The organism is Bacillus sp. 16GRE42, assembly GCF_019837435.1.
Classification (GTDB): Bacteria; Bacillota; Bacilli; order Bacillales; family Bacillaceae_G; genus Bacillus_A; species Bacillus_A wiedmannii.
Genome location: NZ_JADAXF010000001.1, coordinates 835,921 through 852,618 on the forward strand (window position 1 = coordinate 835,921; position 16,698 = coordinate 852,618).

Annotated in this window: 16 protein-coding genes and 1 pseudogene; 4 read left to right on the plus strand and 13 right to left on the minus strand. The window is 35.2% G+C overall.

Annotated features, from left to right (window positions below):
* Window positions 1–9 precede the first annotated feature (9 nt).
* Together ILS93_RS04355 and ILS93_RS04360 are read left to right on the plus strand one after the other, a co-directional pair.
* On the plus strand, window positions 10–1,233 hold the full coding sequence (locus ILS93_RS04355; RefSeq protein WP_222660048.1) for a class I SAM-dependent methyltransferase: 1,224 nt from the start codon (window positions 10–12) through the stop codon (window positions 1,231–1,233).
* The gene (locus ILS93_RS04360) at window positions 1,230–2,153 is read left to right on the plus strand and encodes an NAD-dependent epimerase/dehydratase family protein (protein ID WP_064475880.1); all 924 of its coding nucleotides are present in this window, start codon (window positions 1,230–1,232) and stop codon (window positions 2,151–2,153) included. Before ILS93_RS04355 ends, ILS93_RS04360 begins: the two co-directional genes overlap by 4 nt.
* Here the strand turns inward: ILS93_RS04360 and ILS93_RS04365 are convergent.
* Window positions 2,122–2,889, minus strand: a complete 768-nt coding sequence (locus ILS93_RS04365) for a glycosyltransferase family 2 protein (RefSeq protein ID WP_088047122.1) — start codon at window positions 2,887–2,889, stop codon at window positions 2,122–2,124. The two genes, ILS93_RS04360 and ILS93_RS04365, sit on opposite strands and share 32 nt — an antisense overlap.
* A gap of 351 nt (window positions 2,890–3,240) precedes the next feature.
* Here ILS93_RS04365 and ILS93_RS04370 point away from each other — a divergent pair, with 351 nt between their 5' ends.
* Window positions 3,241–4,125, plus strand: a complete 885-nt coding sequence (locus tag ILS93_RS04370; RefSeq protein WP_088047121.1) for a DMT family transporter — start codon at window positions 3,241–3,243, stop codon at window positions 4,123–4,125.
* 43 nt (window positions 4,126–4,168) lie between these two features.
* On the opposite strand, the gene ILS93_RS04375 is transcribed toward ILS93_RS04370, so the two are convergent.
* Complete coding sequence (locus ILS93_RS04375) at window positions 4,169–4,990, minus strand: pentapeptide repeat-containing protein (RefSeq protein WP_064475883.1); 822 nt, start codon at window positions 4,988–4,990, stop codon at window positions 4,169–4,171.
* 195 nt (window positions 4,991–5,185) lie between these two features.
* On the opposite strand from ILS93_RS04375, the gene ILS93_RS04380 reads away from it, so the two are divergent.
* Window positions 5,186–5,359 carry a DUF1272 domain-containing protein gene (locus ILS93_RS04380; protein ID WP_001162795.1) on the plus strand — a complete coding sequence of 58 codons (174 nt, stop codon included), beginning with the start codon at window positions 5,186–5,188 and terminating at the stop codon, window positions 5,357–5,359.
* A gap of 71 nt (window positions 5,360–5,430) precedes the next feature.
* On the opposite strand, the gene ILS93_RS04385 is transcribed toward ILS93_RS04380, so the two are convergent.
* From ILS93_RS04385 to saiR, 11 genes and pseudogenes are all read right to left on the minus strand, one after another.
* Complete coding sequence (locus ILS93_RS04385) at window positions 5,431–6,498, minus strand: lactonase family protein (RefSeq protein ID WP_088047120.1); 1,068 nt, start codon at window positions 6,496–6,498, stop codon at window positions 5,431–5,433.
* 128 nt (window positions 6,499–6,626) lie between these two features.
* Window positions 6,627–8,168, minus strand: a complete 1,542-nt coding sequence (gntK, locus tag ILS93_RS04390) for a gluconokinase (RefSeq protein WP_064475885.1) — start codon at window positions 8,166–8,168, stop codon at window positions 6,627–6,629.
* A gap of 268 nt (window positions 8,169–8,436) precedes the next feature.
* Window positions 8,437–9,105, minus strand: a complete 669-nt coding sequence (gene fsa / locus ILS93_RS04395) for a fructose-6-phosphate aldolase (protein ID WP_000667683.1) — start codon at window positions 9,103–9,105, stop codon at window positions 8,437–8,439.
* Between the two features lie 51 nt (window positions 9,106–9,156).
* On the minus strand, window positions 9,157–10,050 hold the full coding sequence (gene gnd / locus ILS93_RS04400; protein WP_088047118.1) for a phosphogluconate dehydrogenase (NAD(+)-dependent, decarboxylating): 894 nt from the start codon (window positions 10,048–10,050) through the stop codon (window positions 9,157–9,159).
* A 96-nt stretch (window positions 10,051–10,146) separates the two neighbouring features.
* Window positions 10,147–11,631 carry a glucose-6-phosphate dehydrogenase gene (gene zwf / locus ILS93_RS04405; protein ID WP_098101614.1) on the minus strand — a complete coding sequence of 495 codons (1,485 nt, stop codon included), beginning with the start codon at window positions 11,629–11,631 and terminating at the stop codon, window positions 10,147–10,149.
* A 395-nt stretch (window positions 11,632–12,026) separates the two neighbouring features.
* Window positions 12,027–12,503, minus strand: coding sequence for a heme-degrading domain-containing protein (locus ILS93_RS04410; protein WP_222660050.1), 477 nt, complete (start codon window positions 12,501–12,503; stop codon window positions 12,027–12,029).
* A 250-nt stretch (window positions 12,504–12,753) separates the two neighbouring features.
* Window positions 12,754–13,161, minus strand: coding sequence for an STAS/SEC14 domain-containing protein (locus tag ILS93_RS04415; protein WP_315971432.1), 408 nt, complete (start codon window positions 13,159–13,161; stop codon window positions 12,754–12,756).
* Between the two features lie 122 nt (window positions 13,162–13,283).
* Entirely contained in the window at window positions 13,284–14,603 is a 1,320-nt protein-coding gene (locus tag ILS93_RS04420; RefSeq protein ID WP_064475890.1) for an aromatic amino acid transport family protein, read from the minus strand.
* Window positions 14,604–15,604: 1,001 nt separating this feature from the next.
* Window positions 15,605–15,694, minus strand: a pseudogene (locus ILS93_RS29185) (DUF3888 domain-containing protein); the annotation flags it as partial.
* Window positions 15,695–15,734: 40 nt separating this feature from the next.
* On the minus strand, window positions 15,735–16,070 hold the full coding sequence (locus ILS93_RS04425; RefSeq protein WP_098102708.1) for an IDEAL domain-containing protein: 336 nt from the start codon (window positions 16,068–16,070) through the stop codon (window positions 15,735–15,737).
* 125 nt (window positions 16,071–16,195) lie between these two features.
* Window positions 16,196–16,609 carry an Rrf2-family transcriptional regulator SaiR gene (gene saiR, locus ILS93_RS04430; RefSeq protein WP_001083471.1) on the minus strand — a complete coding sequence of 138 codons (414 nt, stop codon included), beginning with the start codon at window positions 16,607–16,609 and terminating at the stop codon, window positions 16,196–16,198.
* Window positions 16,610–16,698 lie beyond the last annotated feature (89 nt).

Below are 16,698 nucleotides of genomic sequence, written 5' to 3' on the forward strand. Positions count from 1 at the left end.
GGCTATAAAATGGAACAGAAAAAATGCCGTTTTTGCCACTCATTACTCACAAATACTTTTTTAGATTTAGGTGTTTCCCCTCTCGCTAACTCATTTGTAGCTCCTGAACACTCATATAAAATGGAACCATTTTATCCGCTCCACACATTTGTTTGTCACTCTTGTTTACTTGTACAATTAGATGAATTTGAATCTCCGCACAACATTTTTCATGACTATTTATACTTCAGCTCTTACTCCTCCAGTTGGCTACTACACGCTAAACAATATGTAGAAATGGCGGTTAAGCGTTTCAACTTAACAAATCATTCGAAAGTAATTGAAATCGCGAGTAACGACGGGTACTTATTACAATACTTTCAAAAAGAACATATCGAAACGTTAGGAATTGAACCAGCAAAAAATGTAGCAGAAATCGCTATTCAAAAAGGAATTCCTACTGAAGTGAATTTTTTCAGCAATGACTTAGCAAAAAAATTACCGCAAGCAGATTTAATCGTCGCAAATAACGTATTAGCACACGTACCGAACTTGCATGATTTTGTTGCCGGTTTAAAAACATTATTAAAACAAGACGGTACAATAACAATTGAATTTCCGCACTTATTAAACCTTATATCCTTTAAACAGTTTGATACTATATACCATGAGCACTTCTCCTACTTCTCACTTATAAGTCTTCAAAAAGTTTTAGCTCATCATCATTTACAAATTGTCGATGTAGAAGAACTTTCAACGCACGGTGGTTCCTTGCGTGTTTTTATAAACCATCACAGTGATTCATCCACTACCCACTCCAGTGTTACAAATATAATCCAAAAAGAAGTAAATCACGGGCTAGATACATTAGATTGCTATCTCCTTTTTTCTAAACGCATTGAACAATTGAAAATAAATATTTTAAAGTTTTTTATCGAAGCAAAAGCTTCAAACAAACAAATTATCGGTTACGGTGCTCCAGCTAAAGGAAACACCCTTTTAAACTATTGCGGGATAGGAAAAGAATTTCTAGCTTATACCGTAGATAAAAACCCTCACAAACAAAATTTCCTTCTACCAGGAACCCGTATTCCAATAAAATCTCCAGAAGAAATACACCGTACAAAACCTGATTACATTCTCATACTTCCTTGGAATTTAAAAGACGAAATTATGAAAGAATGCTCTTTCATTCGTGAATGGGGCGGCAAATTTTTAGTAACGATACCAGAAATTGAGGTAATTGAGCCATGAAAAAAATTCTTGTAACAGGCGGTAGTGGATGGATTGGTAAATATGTTGTAAATTCTCTTATACAAAAGAGCTATGAAGTGCACGCCACTTATCATACAAATAAACCTTCTCACATCTCTTGCCACTGGCATAAAGTAAACTTACTTTGCGATGAAGAAGTAAAAAAACTCATTTACGACATGAAGCCTAGTCATCTCATTCATTTAGCTTGGGAAGCCGTACCGCCAGCGTGTTATGTATCTATTAATAATTACTATTGGCTTACATCCAGCATCTCATTGATTCAACACTTCACAACATGCGGCGGAAAGCGCGTCGTTGTTGCAGGTACTGGCGCAGAATATGAATGGTTTAACGGTGTACTATTTGAAGACTCACCACTTCTTTCCTATAAAACCCCGTATGCAGTATGTAAAAATACGCTACACTCCTGGCTACAAACGTACGCTGAACAAAACGACCTCAGCATGTGTTGGGGCCGCATTTTTCATATGTATGGCCCTCACGAACAAGGGAATCGGCTCGTTTCTAACATTATCACTTCCTTATTACAAAATGAGGAAGCACTATGTACACATGGAAAACAATCAAGAGATTTCCTCCATGTGAGCGACGTCGCTCATGCTCTCGTAACAGTATTAGAACACGACGTTACAGGCACAATCAATATCGCTTCTGGTCAATCTGTACAAATTAAAGAATTAGCTTCTATCATTGCTAAAAAGATTGGAAAAGAACATTTAATGAAACTAGGTGCGATCCCATTCTCTACAGATGAGCCTTTATTCGTCGGCGTTAATGTGGAACGTTTAAAAACTGAAGTAAACTGGAAACCAACATACGATCTAAATACTGGAATCGAAGAAACAATTTTATGGTGGGAATCATTTATAAAAAAGCATAACGATACGCATTACTAAAACGTAAATCCTTCGCCCCACTTGCTAAATCCTTATACCATTCTTCTAATTTTTCAGGTGTAATAATATGATGCGTGCCCATTCCACCTTGCTTACTAGCTTCAGAAAGAGTAGAACCAATTTGTAATTTCCTCTTTCTCATCGCATCGTTCCAAGGGCTGAAACCAAACCATGCAATACACGCAAGTGGCGGATAAACCATAGATTCATGTGCAGATAAATGTCTTCCAACCGTATAACTTCCGTGTTCATGATTATGAATAAATCTACCTCTTCTCCATAACGGCCAATCTTCTGGTAAATAACCGTGAAATCGCTGTTTCATTAAAGGTATTCCAAAGTTAAGGTCTGGATAATTATAGTTAAGATCATCGACCATAATAAGCCCTTCCAACCAATACATCCTCCCTCCCAATTCATTTAGTGATTTCCAAAATTGATTTTTATCTTGCACACAAAGGAACTCAGTCGTATTTAAAATCATTTTCCATCCCTTTACTTCTCGTTCTACCATCATCACTTCATCATCTGTCGCTAGTGCATCAAATTCTGGATTTAAAGAATCTCGCACTTCCCAATGCGGCGCGAATTTTTTACAAATTTTCACTGAACGATCTGTAGAACCTTTATTAATTAAAATGCCATGATCAAAAAGTTTCGTATGATGCATAAGCCACCACGGCAATAAATATTCTTCATTATAAAAATGAGAAATAACGGTTGTAGTTATAACAATCTCCTCCTCTTACTCTATTAATCTACTTTTTCATCCTACTCTTACTATACTTATCAGTAATGTAATTGGTTTCTTTTATTTCAAAAATATGTTTTTCTACCATATACTATGCTTTCTTAGACAACCACCATTTCCATTTTCTAAAGAAACATCCCAATAAACTGAAAATTAAGTTATAATATCATTATAAAATTATGAAGGAGGAATGCATTCATGTACTACAACACTTCATTCGAAAACGATCAACCTGTAGGCCGTCTATAAACTAAGGCGGGCATTCATATAACACAAAACACTATGCCTCGTCTTAGGGAACTCATAATACCCTAAAAATAGACGGAGGTACTTTACATGAAACAAACAATTTTAGGAGCTATATGTTTATCACTAGCAGCTAGTATATGGGGCGGTATGTATGTTGTTAGCAAATACGTACTCGACTTTATCCCACCACTGACACTCGTTTGGCTACGCTTTATCATTGCTTTTGTTGTTTTATATGCAATTTTGAAAATAGCTGAGAAAAAGAAAAAGAAAAAAATAACCATACGCAAAAAAGATTGGCTATTATTCGCTTGGATTGGATTTATCGGATACTTCATTTCGATCACATGTCAATTTATCGGAACAAAATTATCTGACGCTCATACAGGCTCGTTAGTAACATCAGCCACCCCTGCATTTATGGTTATATTTGCAGCAATCATTTTAAAAGAAAAGCTAACCGCTCGTAGACTGCTATCTACTATCATAGCGACAATCGGTGTCATTATCGTCATTGGATGGGATATTGAAATTGGTTCCTATTTTATCGGTACAATCATATTAGTCGGGGCCGCTATTACGTGGGCTTTACTATCCATTTACGTAAAAATCGCTTCAGCTCGATTTTCATCTTTAGTGATTACAACATATGCCATATTCTTTTCACTCTTTTTTATTACACCTTTTATGATATGGGAACTACAATCAAGTTCTATTGAACATACGAACATGTATGTATTATTAGGCGTACTTTATTTAGGAATCGTCTCAACAGCAGGTGCCTTTTTCCTTTGGAATAAAGGATTAGAATTAATGGACGCGAGCATCGGATCATTATTTTTCTTCTTCCAACCTATCGTTGGATCGTTGCTTGGTTGGTTACTATTAAATGAAACATTGAGTAGCAACTTTTTTATTGGTGGTATTCTTATTATATGTAGTGTTTTCATTACTACTTTTGAAAAGAAATGAAAAAACAGGCAGAGATTCTTAATCTCTGCCTGTTCCATACTCTTTACGCACTCCAATGCGATGGACGGGACAATATTTTCGGCAATTTCGTATGTTTGTCCCCTTTCGCTGCATTAATTTGAACTTGCGTCAGAAAAATACTATTTGTAAAATCAGCCCCACGAATATCTGCATCTCGTAAATCTGCTCCGATAAGATCTGCTCCTCTTAAGTTTGCTCCATTTAAGTTAGCCGCAATTAAATAAGCTCCTCTTAAATTCGCTCCTTGCAAATCTTTCTTCTTCAAATTTGCTCCCATAAGATCTGCTCCGCGGTGACTCATTCGTTTCTTACGCGCGGCATTCATTTCCTTCCAAACTAGCTCACTCGTTTCTAAAAGTAATACATTTACTTCTGCACGATGTAATGGAATATTTACTTTCATTAACTCGTCCGCATTTAAATTTGAAAGGCGGTCCGTCTCTTCAATTGCTTTACTTAGTTCTTTATGAATCGGTTGTGTCGCCGTCAAAAGAATAGCCTCATTCAAATACCACAGTATTTCATGAAGCTGATGCATAATCGGAAAAGCATCATACATTTTTCTCGCATGCTTTGCATCTTTCCGCCAATCAATCCCGTTAAATGTAACTTGCGAAATCTTCTGCCCAGCACCGAAACACTCAAATACTGTACAACCTTTATAACCTTTTCCTCTAAGATTTTTATGTATGCTACATTTAAAATCTGATTGTAAGTTAGAACATGGCTTCCCGCCATCTTTATTCACCGCAAAATCTACCGATGCTGCGAACGGTAACGCTACACAACATAGACCGAAGCATTTTTCACAGTTTGCTTTTAAATGATCGTTATGATTAGTCAAAATATATACCCCCTGTTGTCTTTTGACTATTTCATAATATTCCAACTGCACTAAATAATCAATTTTAAAATAAAATAGACTCTTTCATTTCAAATCATAACTTTATCATTTGATTTCCTTTCAATTGAAAAAGACAGTTTCTATCTAATGAATTATAATTAAATTATAAATATTCAAACTAAAAGGAGACTTACTATGGCACTCGAAATGAAAACAAACTGTCAAATTTGCGACCAATCTCTCGAATCAAATTCCGAAGCATACATTTGCGTGTATGAATGTACATTTTGTGCACCATGTACAGAAGAAAGACAAAATGTTTGCCCAAACTGTGGCGGCGAATTAGTACGTAGACCGAAGAAGAAATAGAAAAAAGCAAAGCGATATCGCTTTGCTTTTTTATTGTTTTTGGGATATATAGAAATTCTACCAATCACAAATTAAACGTTTAAAAACTTCACACAAACAGGCTCTGGTACAACAACATCAGATTGTAGCAGTGTTAACTTCCCTGTCGTTTCATTTCTTGAAAATAGCACAAGGTTATGTGACTTTTCATTTGTCGCAATAAGAAACTTTTCAGTCGGATCTAATACAAAGTCCCTCGGCCAATTTCCTTCTGTAGATGTATGTGCAACAAATGTAAGCTGACCTGAATTTTGATCCACACTGAAAACAGCGATACTATTATGACCGCGATTACCTGCATATACAAAGTGGCCGTCAGAAGAAATATGAATCGCACTTCCTTGACTATTGTCATCAAATTCTTTTGGAACGGTAGAAATATACTGCAACTCTGTAAAGGACCCATCTTCCGGATTATATGATAATGCAATAACTTCCGAACTCAGTTCAGTCATCACATAAGCGTATTTTCCGTTCGGGTGAAAAGCAATATGTCTAGGACCACTTCCTGGGTTCACAGACAAGCTATTCGCTTCTTTTAACTTACTATCTTTTATTTCATACGTAATGATTTTATCAATTCCTAAATCAACACCTATCACATATTTTTCATCAGGAGTATATCCGGCGTAATGTGCATGTGGTTTTTCTTGTCTTTCTTTATTCGGACCTGAACCTTCATGTGTAATAATAGATGTGGCAGCATTTACAGTTCCAGCTTCTTCATTTACTACGAAAGACTCTATCGTTCCTTTATGGTAATTTGCTGTAACTACCGTATGGTTTCCACTATCAACACTAATATGACAAGGAGAAGCCCCTTCTACTACTTGTCTGTTTTCTTCCTTTAGCTCTCCAGTATGACTATGAATCGAATAAGCAGCTACACCACCAGATTCGCCTTCCTTAACAACAGAATAGAGATATTGATTATTTTTGCTAATCGTTACATATGTAGGGTTATCCAGCTTGGCCGCAAGTGTTACATTACTAATTTTTTTTGCTTCCGTGTCTAAAGTAAACTTATATATTCCTTCACTATTTTCTTTCGTGTACGTTCCAACATATCCAATAAACTCTTTGTTATCCTTCATTTTCATAACCCTCTCCCTATAGTTTTTGTCCCTCATATTTTTTACAGAACAACCTTAAACTATTTTTTGAAAGAACATCTAAAAAAACTTGAGTACCTCTTTATAAGTTACCATATTTCCCTGCCAAATAGCCCCTAAACCCACTTTTTCTGAAAAGCCGCTATACTCTCATATTCTTCTTCCAGATGACGGGCCAGACGAATATAGATCGGTATTAATTCTTTATATTTCTCCACACTTTCCATGTTTGGCTCATGATAAAAATTGGCACCTACCATATGAGAAACTACATGTAATGTATCTATTTCACCTAAGCTATATAACCCGAGGATTGCCGCTCCTAAGCAAGAGCTTTCGAAACTTTCAGGAACATATACGTCTTGATGAAAAATATCCGCCATCATCTGTCTCCAAAGTTCCGATCTGGCAAAGCCACCTGTCGCTTGAATTTTTTTCGGTTCACCAATTAGCTCTTTTAAAGCAAGAAGAACTGTATACAAGTTATAAATGATTCCCTCTAAAACAGCACGGATAAGATGCTCTTTCTTATGATGTAGCCCAAGCCCAAAGAAAGATCCACGCGCATTCGCATTCCATAAAGGAGCTCTTTCTCCTGCTAAATACGGATGAAATAATAAACCATCCGATCCAGGATTCACTTTCGCTGCTATTTCAGTAAGCAATTCATAAGGATCTTTTCCTAAGCGCTTCCCATGTTCAACTTCTAACGCACATAATTGGTCACGAACCCACCTAAAAATCATACCACCGTTATTAACCGGTCCACCAATTACCCAAAGGTCCTCAGTTAACGCATAACAAAAAGTCCTACCTTTCGGATCCGTTACAGGCTGATTTGTTACAACTCGCACCGCACCGCTCGTACCAATTGTAATAGCAACTACTCCAGGTTCTATTGCATTTACACCTAAATTCGATAGTACCCCATCACTCGCACCGACTATAAAAGGAGTAGTAACAAGTATATTCATCTCTCTTGCAAATTCTTCATCTAATCCTATTAAGCTGTGCGTCGTTGGAACGAGTTTAGAAAGCTTTCCCTCCGAAATTCCTGCAACACGAAGAGCTTCTTCATCCCATTTTAAAGATTTCAAATTGAACATCCCTGTTGCTGATGCTATAGAATAATCAATTACATATTCATTAAATAACTTATAGAAAACATACTCTTTAATTGAGATGAATTTATAGCTTTTTGCAAATAACTCAGCATGTTCATTTTTAAACCAAACTAATTTTGAAAGTGGTGACATAGGATGGATTGGTGTTCCAGTACGAAGGTAAATTTCATGACCATTCATATCATTTTTTATTTTTTCTGCCCAGCTTGCACTTCTATTATCTGCCCAAGTAATACATCTCGTTAACGGCTTCCCTGCTTCGTCTACAGCAATGACACTATGCATTGCCGAACTAAAAGAAACACAAAGAATATCAACTGGCTGCACATTACTCGATTGTATAGTTTCTTTAATCGTATGTATGACCGCTTGAAAAATCTCTTCTGGATCTTGTTCTGCTGTTTCTGGTGCGGGAGAATATAAAGGGTATTCAATTCCATGACTTGTAATAACTGATCCCTCCACCGAAAACAAAACTGATTTTGTACTAGTTGTCCCAATATCTACACCAATCATATATTTCGAGCTCACTATGTAACCCCTTTCAAATTTTTCCTATAACAAAAGAGCACCATGATGTATACAAAAAGACGCTCCCTTATGAGAGCTACGTTTTCATAAACTTCACTCTCCATAAGGGGATCCTTTTTATAACCATTGTGCTGTTTTGAAAATGCATGGTGTCTTTTTATATCGCTGCTTTCACGTAATAAGGTACCAAACTCAGGATTTATTTTACAGGATGAAGTTACATAAAGATTGGTCCTCTCGTGAAAAAGCAATTTGTGAAAACTTTACTCCATTATAACTTAGGCGCTTTCGCCCAATCCGCAGCAAACTTTTCAATACCTTGATCTGTTAGCGGATGCATAGCAAGTTGTTCAATGACTTTATAAGGAATTGTTGCAATGTGAGCACCTGCCATCGCTACACGAGTTACATGGTCTGGGTGTCTAACAGAAGCCGCAATAATTTGGGTATCTAATAGATGAATATCGAATAATTCAGCGATTTTAGCAACTAATAGTACGCCATCTTCAGAAATATCATCTAAGCGACCTAAAAATGGAGAAACGTACGTTGCACCTGCTCGAGCAGCTAAAAGAGCTTGGTTCACAGTGAAAATAAGTGTAACGTTCGTTTTCACACCTTTTTCAGTAAGGTAACGACAAGCTTCTAATCCTGCTAGTGTCATCGGCAGTTTTATTGTAACTTTTTCATCGCCACCGTTAATTTTAATCAGTTCTTCTGCTTGAGCAATCATCTCTTCGGCTGTAACAGCATCTGGCGTTACTTCTGCCGAAACAGATTCAACGTTAGGCACTGCCTGACAAATTTCTGCAATACGGTCTTCAAACTTAATGCCCTCTTTCGCTACTAAAGAAGGATTCGTTGTAACGCCAGCTAAAACACCTAGTTTATATGCCTTTTTTATGTCCTCAAGATTTGCAGTATCAATAAAAAACTTCATAATTTATTCCCTCCATTTTTTAAACGTTAACGAGTTATACTTTTAAAATGTTTATTTCTTTTCTACTGCATGTCCGCCAAATTCATTGCGCAGTGCTGCTACAACTTTCCCTGTAAATGTATCATTATCTAATGAGCGGTAGCGCATTAATAGAGACATTGCGATAACAGGAGTTGCTGTTTGAAGGTCTAATGCTGTTTCTACTGTCCATTTCCCTTCACCAGAAGAATGCATAACGCCCTTAATTTCATCCAGTTTTGCATCTTTAGAAAATGCATTTTCAGTCAATTCCATTAACCATGAACGAATAACTGAACCGTTGTTCCATACTCTTGATACTTTTTCATAATCGTAATCAAATTCACTCTTCTCTAAAACCTCAAATCCTTCACCAATAGCTGCCATCATTCCGTATTCAATTCCGTTGTGAATCATTTTTAAGAAGTGACCGCTACCAGCTTTTCCAGCATATAAATATCCATTTTCTACAGCTGTATCACGGAAAATAGGTTCAACGATGTCCCAAGCTTCTTGATCTCCTCCGATCATGTAACAAGCACCATTACGAGCACCTTCCATTCCGCCAGAAGTTCCTGCATCCATAAAGTGAATACCATCTTTCTTTAATTGCTCATATCGGCGAATAGATTCTTTATAATGTGAATTCCCTGCTTCAATTAAAATATCTCCTTTTGATAACAGCGGTGTAACCTCATTAATAACAGAATCAACAACAGCGTGCGGAACCATTACCCAAAGAATTCTTGGCGATTCCAACGATTGAACTAGTTCGTTTAAACTAGATACACCTGTAGCACCATACTCTTTCATTTCTTCCACTGCACTCGTATTTAAATCAAATGCAGCTACTTCATGTTTATGATCCATTAAATTCTTCCCTAAATTTAATCCCATTTTACCTAAACCAATTAATCCTACTCTCATAATATAATTCCTCCTTGAATTACCTTTCATCATAAATACATGTTAATAAAATGATGAATATCTTTTTTTCATATTGCTTTACTTATAAGAATGTACTTATTTTTTCAATCCCTCATCTAACCACCATTTAAATTCACTTTCTTGTAATAGAGCATGGTCAGCATCTGGACCGTACGAACCTGATTTATATTCATGAAGGGGTAACAAGTTTTCTTCGAACGCTTCAAGTATTGGCTGCACCCATTCCCATGACAATTCAACTTCTCTCCAGTGTGCAAAGAATGTAGAATCTCCACATATAGCATCATAAATGAGTCTTTCATAAGCTTCCGGTATTCCCACTCCTGTTTGCTCACAAGTAAAATGAATACGAATCGGTTCAAGCTCTCCATTGTTCAATGGATTTTTACTATTTAATTGGAGCGAAACATTTTCATTTGGGCTAATTTCAATGATTAACAAATTAGGCTCCGCATTTGGATTACTTTCTTGATATTGCTGTTTTAACGTATTTTTAAATTCAATTACAATACGAGTAGACTTTTCTTTCATTCTTTTTCCTGTTCGTATATAAAAAGGAACATCAGTCCAAAATGGGTTATCAATCCATAAGCGAGCCGCAACATATGTATCTGTTTGAGAAGAAGGATTTACTCCTGGCTCCTCTCTATACGCTACAACTTCTTGTCCTTTTATCTCCCCTGAAGCATATTGTCCGCGAATGATATGGTTCTGAACGTCTTCTTTTTTCACTTTACGAAGAGTTTCCATTACCTTTCGTTTTTCCTCACGAATTTCACATGCATTTATCTTTTCCGGCAGATTCATAGCAGTCATCATTAATATTTGCAACATATGATTTTGAACCATATCGCGAATGGCTCCTGCATGATCATAATATGCTGCCCTTTCTTCTACCCCAACCGTTTCACTAGCTGTTATTTGTACATTCGCAATATGTTCTTTATTCCAAATCGATTGAAGAACAGGATTTGCAAATTCAAGTGCTTCAATGTTTTGAATCATCGGTTTACCTAAATAATGATCAATACGGTATATTTCGTCTTCTTCAAACGTTCGACTAAGCCTATCATTCAGCTCTCGGGCAGATGTAAGATCATGACCAAACGGTTTCTCAATCATCAGGCGCTTCCATCCATCCGTTTTATCCAGTCCACTTTCTTTAATATTTAAAGCAATTGTCTCAAAGAAGTCAGGAGTAACTGAAAGGTAGAACATTCTATTCCCTTGTATATTTTGTTCTTCTTCCCTTTCACGAACTACTTGTAATAACCTTTTATAATCTTCTGGCTTATTCACATCTAACGGACAATAACGAAAATACTCTAAAAAATCTTCTATTTTCGGAGTACCTTCATCTTTGCGACGAGAAAAAGTTTCTATGGATTCTTTTACTCTTTTTTGAAAATCTACATGAGATACTTCACGTCTTCCAAGCCCAATAACGGATATTGGCTTCGGAAGCTTTTGATCTCTATATAAGTTATATAGCGCAGGGTAAATTTTCCTTTTCGCTAAATCCCCTGTTGCTCCAAATAAAACAAAGGTCATTGATTCCAATTTCAGTCCCCCTCGTGATGTATAGTCATTGTCACCTTAGTAAAAATGCATTGTACAGAAGCTACTATTATTGTTGATCCAACCTTACTTCTTAACTTCTAATTTTTTATATTTGTCGCTTTCTAATTGTCCCCAATATTAATAGTGGCAATTCAAAGCATTTTCCCCACATCCTACTTACTCATTATAACTTACATAAAATAATTTAATTATCAAAAGTAATTAAGTTATTTTATGTCTATCATATTAACTACATAGATTATTACCGTCAAGAAAAGTGTCTCGAATTAAAGATTTTTTATTCCTCAACATCTTATTAGAAACATGTTCATTACATAAAATGAATAATAAAAAGAAAAAACCGAACATATTCTTGTTCGGTTTTTTCCTTTTTACTATTGCTTCAAATGGTTTTTAACTGCCCTTATAACTAATTCATGATCTTCTTCTGGTGGTAATCCTGAAACTGTTATCATTCCAATAACTCCTACGTCTTTTATTTGGACAGGAACGCAGCCACCGAACGCAGCATAATCCGACCTATCTAAAAGATAGTTTTCATTATATGGAACGCCCTTTAGTTCACTTTGTATTTGCATATAATACGAGCTATGATTATGCAAAGAAACAACCCGTTTTTTACGCTCAATCCATTGCGTATTTTCCGCAGTCGTCCCTGTCATCTTGAAATGAAATAGTTGCACACCATTTTTCGCTATATCAACAGCAATCAATTTCCCCTCTTTCTTTGCTGTTTCAACGATAAATAAACCTATTTGCAGTGCATCTTCATTTGTAAAAGAGGAAAATTGAAGTGTTTCCTCTTCTATTAATATTTGCTTACTTATTTCATTCAAATTTGAAGTACTCATATCTTTATCCCCCTTACTCACTTTATGCCACCTTGATATTTTTCAATTTCTGTGACTCTATCGTACGACCTTTCCATATAACTAATACCGTAAAGCGCACTCTTTTCTTCTTAGTGCTATTATGAATTATATTTAACTCATTAAAAATGTATGTCCTCTAGTGCTAAACATTTCGTATAGAAGTTTTCTTCCTGCTACTACTTACAAGCTAAAAAAACCAGTTGCTTAAGCAACTGGTTCACTAACAATTTCATATAGGATATTCATTCAAACAAAGGAATGCTTGTTCATAGTCATCGGAAAATTTTACAGTTTCTTTTGTATTGGACTGTTGTAAATAATTCAGTATCTCCCCTTCTTCAAGGAGAAAAGTAATTGCCTTACTGTGATTCAAAATCGTTTCATTGAAAAACTTCTCTTTCCATGCTTTTTGAACAGAAAAATGATCTGGCGTATATCCTTTTCTATCTACCAGCAATTTGTATTTCCGTCCCTCGGAAATGAATTGCTGACAAACCTGCTCGAAGCCATTAAACCATTCATAAACATCATCTGTTTTAATCTTGCCGATAAGACGGGTAACAATTATATCTCCTGAAACTGTTGTGCTAATATTCAGCTTACTCAACCTAGAATCATCTCCCTTAGCTACAATTATGCGGAAATATCACATAAAATCAATCAGATAAAATTGTTTCGCATTAAAAAAGGACAGACCCTCCAAACGGAGAAGCCTGTCCCAAAATTGTTCTATTTTATATTAGAACTAACAATCGTGAATTAGAATAATGATTTAATACTTGCTAAAACAGTAAGTACACCTACAATAATAACAAATACGTTACTCATTTTCCCTTTGTATTTAGCTAGTACTGGTACTTTATTGATTGCATACATCGGTAATAGACATAAGATAGCAGCAACTAATGGACCACTTAGAGAATCAATAAGTCCAAGAATACTTGGATTTGTATAAGCAACAAACCAGCATGATAATACAACAAAAGTAAGGACGATTGTCTTAATCGTTTTTTCTTCAATTACTTTTCCACGTGATTTACCGAACTTAATAATCATGTCACGCATTACTTCAAATGCTCCAATATAATGGCCAAGGAAAGATTTTGTAATAGCCACAAAAGCAATGATTGGAGCTGCAATCGTGATTACAGGTGAATTAAGCTCATTCGCAAGATATGAAAGGATTGATAAGTTTTGCTCTTTTGCCATTTTTAAATCTTCTGGAGTCAAGCTTAATGTACTACTCCAAACGAAGAACATAACTACAGCGAATGTCATAATATAACAAACTTTTTGTATTTGCGCACATTTAGCATCAGTAGCTTCTATTCCATACGTAGCTCTCTGCTTCACAACAAATGATGAAATCATAGGTGAATGATTAAATGAGAATACGATAATTGGTAGAATCAACAATATCGTTCCAAAATATCCTGTTCCTGTTGAAGCAGTAGAAACAGCTGAAAAGCTAAGCATTGACGTATTCCACTGTGGAATTAAAGATATTGCGATAAACAGTAGAGAAGCTATGAAAGGATACACTAGCATACTCATGATTTTTACAGTAATATCTTGACCAAAATTCAGTATAGCGATAAGACCAAGAACTAATACAAGTGATAAAATAGCTCTTGGAGGTTCTGGCATGTGCAATTGATGCACGATAAAACTACTTGCAGTATTTGTAAGCGCAACCGAATACATTAGTACGATTGTATAAATTGAACCGAAATATACGATGTTAAAAATGATACTTGCTTTATTTCCGAAATACTCTCTAATTGTACCTGTGATCCCCTCATCAGCAGAATTAGAAGCGTATATCATTTTAGCAAGTGCCCTATGTGAGTAATACATAACTGGATATGCAAGCAATGTAATTAGTAGTAATGATAATAAACCACCTGAACCTGCATTAATCGGTAAAAAGAGCACCCCTGCTCCAATTGCAGTTCCAAATAGACTCAATGCCCATGTAGTATCCTGCTTATGCCACTTTTTCGGATCTGCATATTGCTCATTTTTTAGTGCGGTATTTTCAGCTTGAACTTCTATTTTCTTTGCAGTATTCCCGTTCATATAATAACTCCCCCTTGTATCTATTCCTGCGTCTCTCTTTATAGCTAACAAATATTTACCTTTTTGGATAATGAATTCCTTACAAGTTGCCCCACATTGTATGTCCTTCATCATAATGAATCCAAATTGAAGCATTCGTTAGTTAGCGTCCTAACATAAATGTTAGCGTTCACAAAAAAGTTTACTCGTAATATCCGCTCTTTATATAAAGACCGCTTAAGAGAACAATATTGAATAGACTTCATAAATACGTTGCAACATTTCTAATAACAATGTATTACTTTAATGGTTTCTCTGAATTACTTGTAACAGTAATTTTAGTTAAACCGGCCTCTCTTCATTTATGAGGCATTTCTTTCTCAATTCTATACATCACTTTAATAGCTTCGGCAGCATTTATGGTATTGATTACACAAGCCACTGAAGCACTTTACATACATTTCGCCTCTAACCACACACCTTTCTTACTAGTAATCGCATTTTTTATATTTTCTCCAGAGATAATAAAATTTCTCTCGACGCCCTCATTATAACGTGTATATTTATAAAATTAATATTTTTATATTTTCTGAAATATTAATTGGATATAATTTTACATGGATAATACTTTACAGTTAGCATGCAACCCTTGTTCCTATCACTTATAACGGAATTAATCAGCATAAAATACAGTAAAATATTGTTTATTTAAGCTACTCATTTTAAAAATATTTATATTCTTCTTTATCGAAAAATTTTATTTCAAACTAAAAAAGATATTCTAATAAATAATTAACGTGGTGAAAAAGAAATATCTTTTTAAATGTATAAACCAATTTTCAGGATATATATTATAGGCATTGCATTCATATACATTTTTAGGAAAATACATATTTTAACTTGATGGCAATGAGAGAACCGCTAATATTTCGCAAAACCTAAGCTAAACGAAAAAATAAGCTGCCCATATGGACAGCTTATTTACATCATTATTAGGATCGGGTAAACAAATCACTTCAATGTCATCTTAATTGTAGTTTTTTCAACTCTTCTTCAGGGATATTCCTATGTTTGTAATGAATTGGTTTTATTTCATTTCCTTTTAGATAATATTATTGATTATTGCACGATTCAACCGAATAATATAATACGTTAAAATCCCTCATTAACTAGCTCTTTTATCGAGTTTAATTTTGCAGAAAGCTCAATAAACCATTCTTCATCCCCTGTTAATAATGCAAGGTCTATAAGATAAAGGATTTGCTCCTTATTTATTATCTTTAATTCAGGGAGTTTGTTAACGTGTTTACTAAAGAGTAAAATCGCTTCGTTCATTGTGTACTTATCGTCACGTTTCACAATGCTAACTGTAACTACATCTTCCACTTCATCAAGTGATACAATGTAACCAACTATGAATTCACCCTCATTTGATATTCCACGAACCCAATCTCCCACTTTTAAAACATGATTATTATTTGACATCATACTTTTTCACCTTCTTATAAATATTTTTTGTAACGATAAACAATATATAAAAACTAACTTAAACTGTAAAATTTTTCATTACAGTTATTTTTTAAGAACTCACGGCTACATAATAATTAAGCCGCTTAACGTTCTTGATTAATAAGGTCAACAACTTCTTTCATTGTATAATTCTTTAAATATTCACCTAGATGTTCTTCCGCACCTAAGAAAATAGCAAAAAGAACTTTCCGCATGTTCGAACCTACAATACACTGATCATTTGATTCTGGACACTTCGGTTGCAATGCACCTTCAGAGGTTATTTGATACATATTCCAAAGATTAATTTCACTTAAATCACGGGCAAAAATAAATCCTCCACCCGTTCCCTCTTTTGATTGTATAAACTTATGTTTTTTTAACAAACTTAGCACTTTGCGAATGCGTACTGGATGAACACCTGCACTTTCTGAAATAGCATTACTTGTTGACATCCGATCTGGCTGTAAAGCTAAATAAGTTAAACTGTGAATGGCCAAAGTAAAGTCGCTGTTCATTGTTGTCCTCCTACGATAAAAAATATGATGTCTCGTTTAGTAACATACTGTAGCCATAAATATTACAGATAGGTTAGTCAAACGTTAAA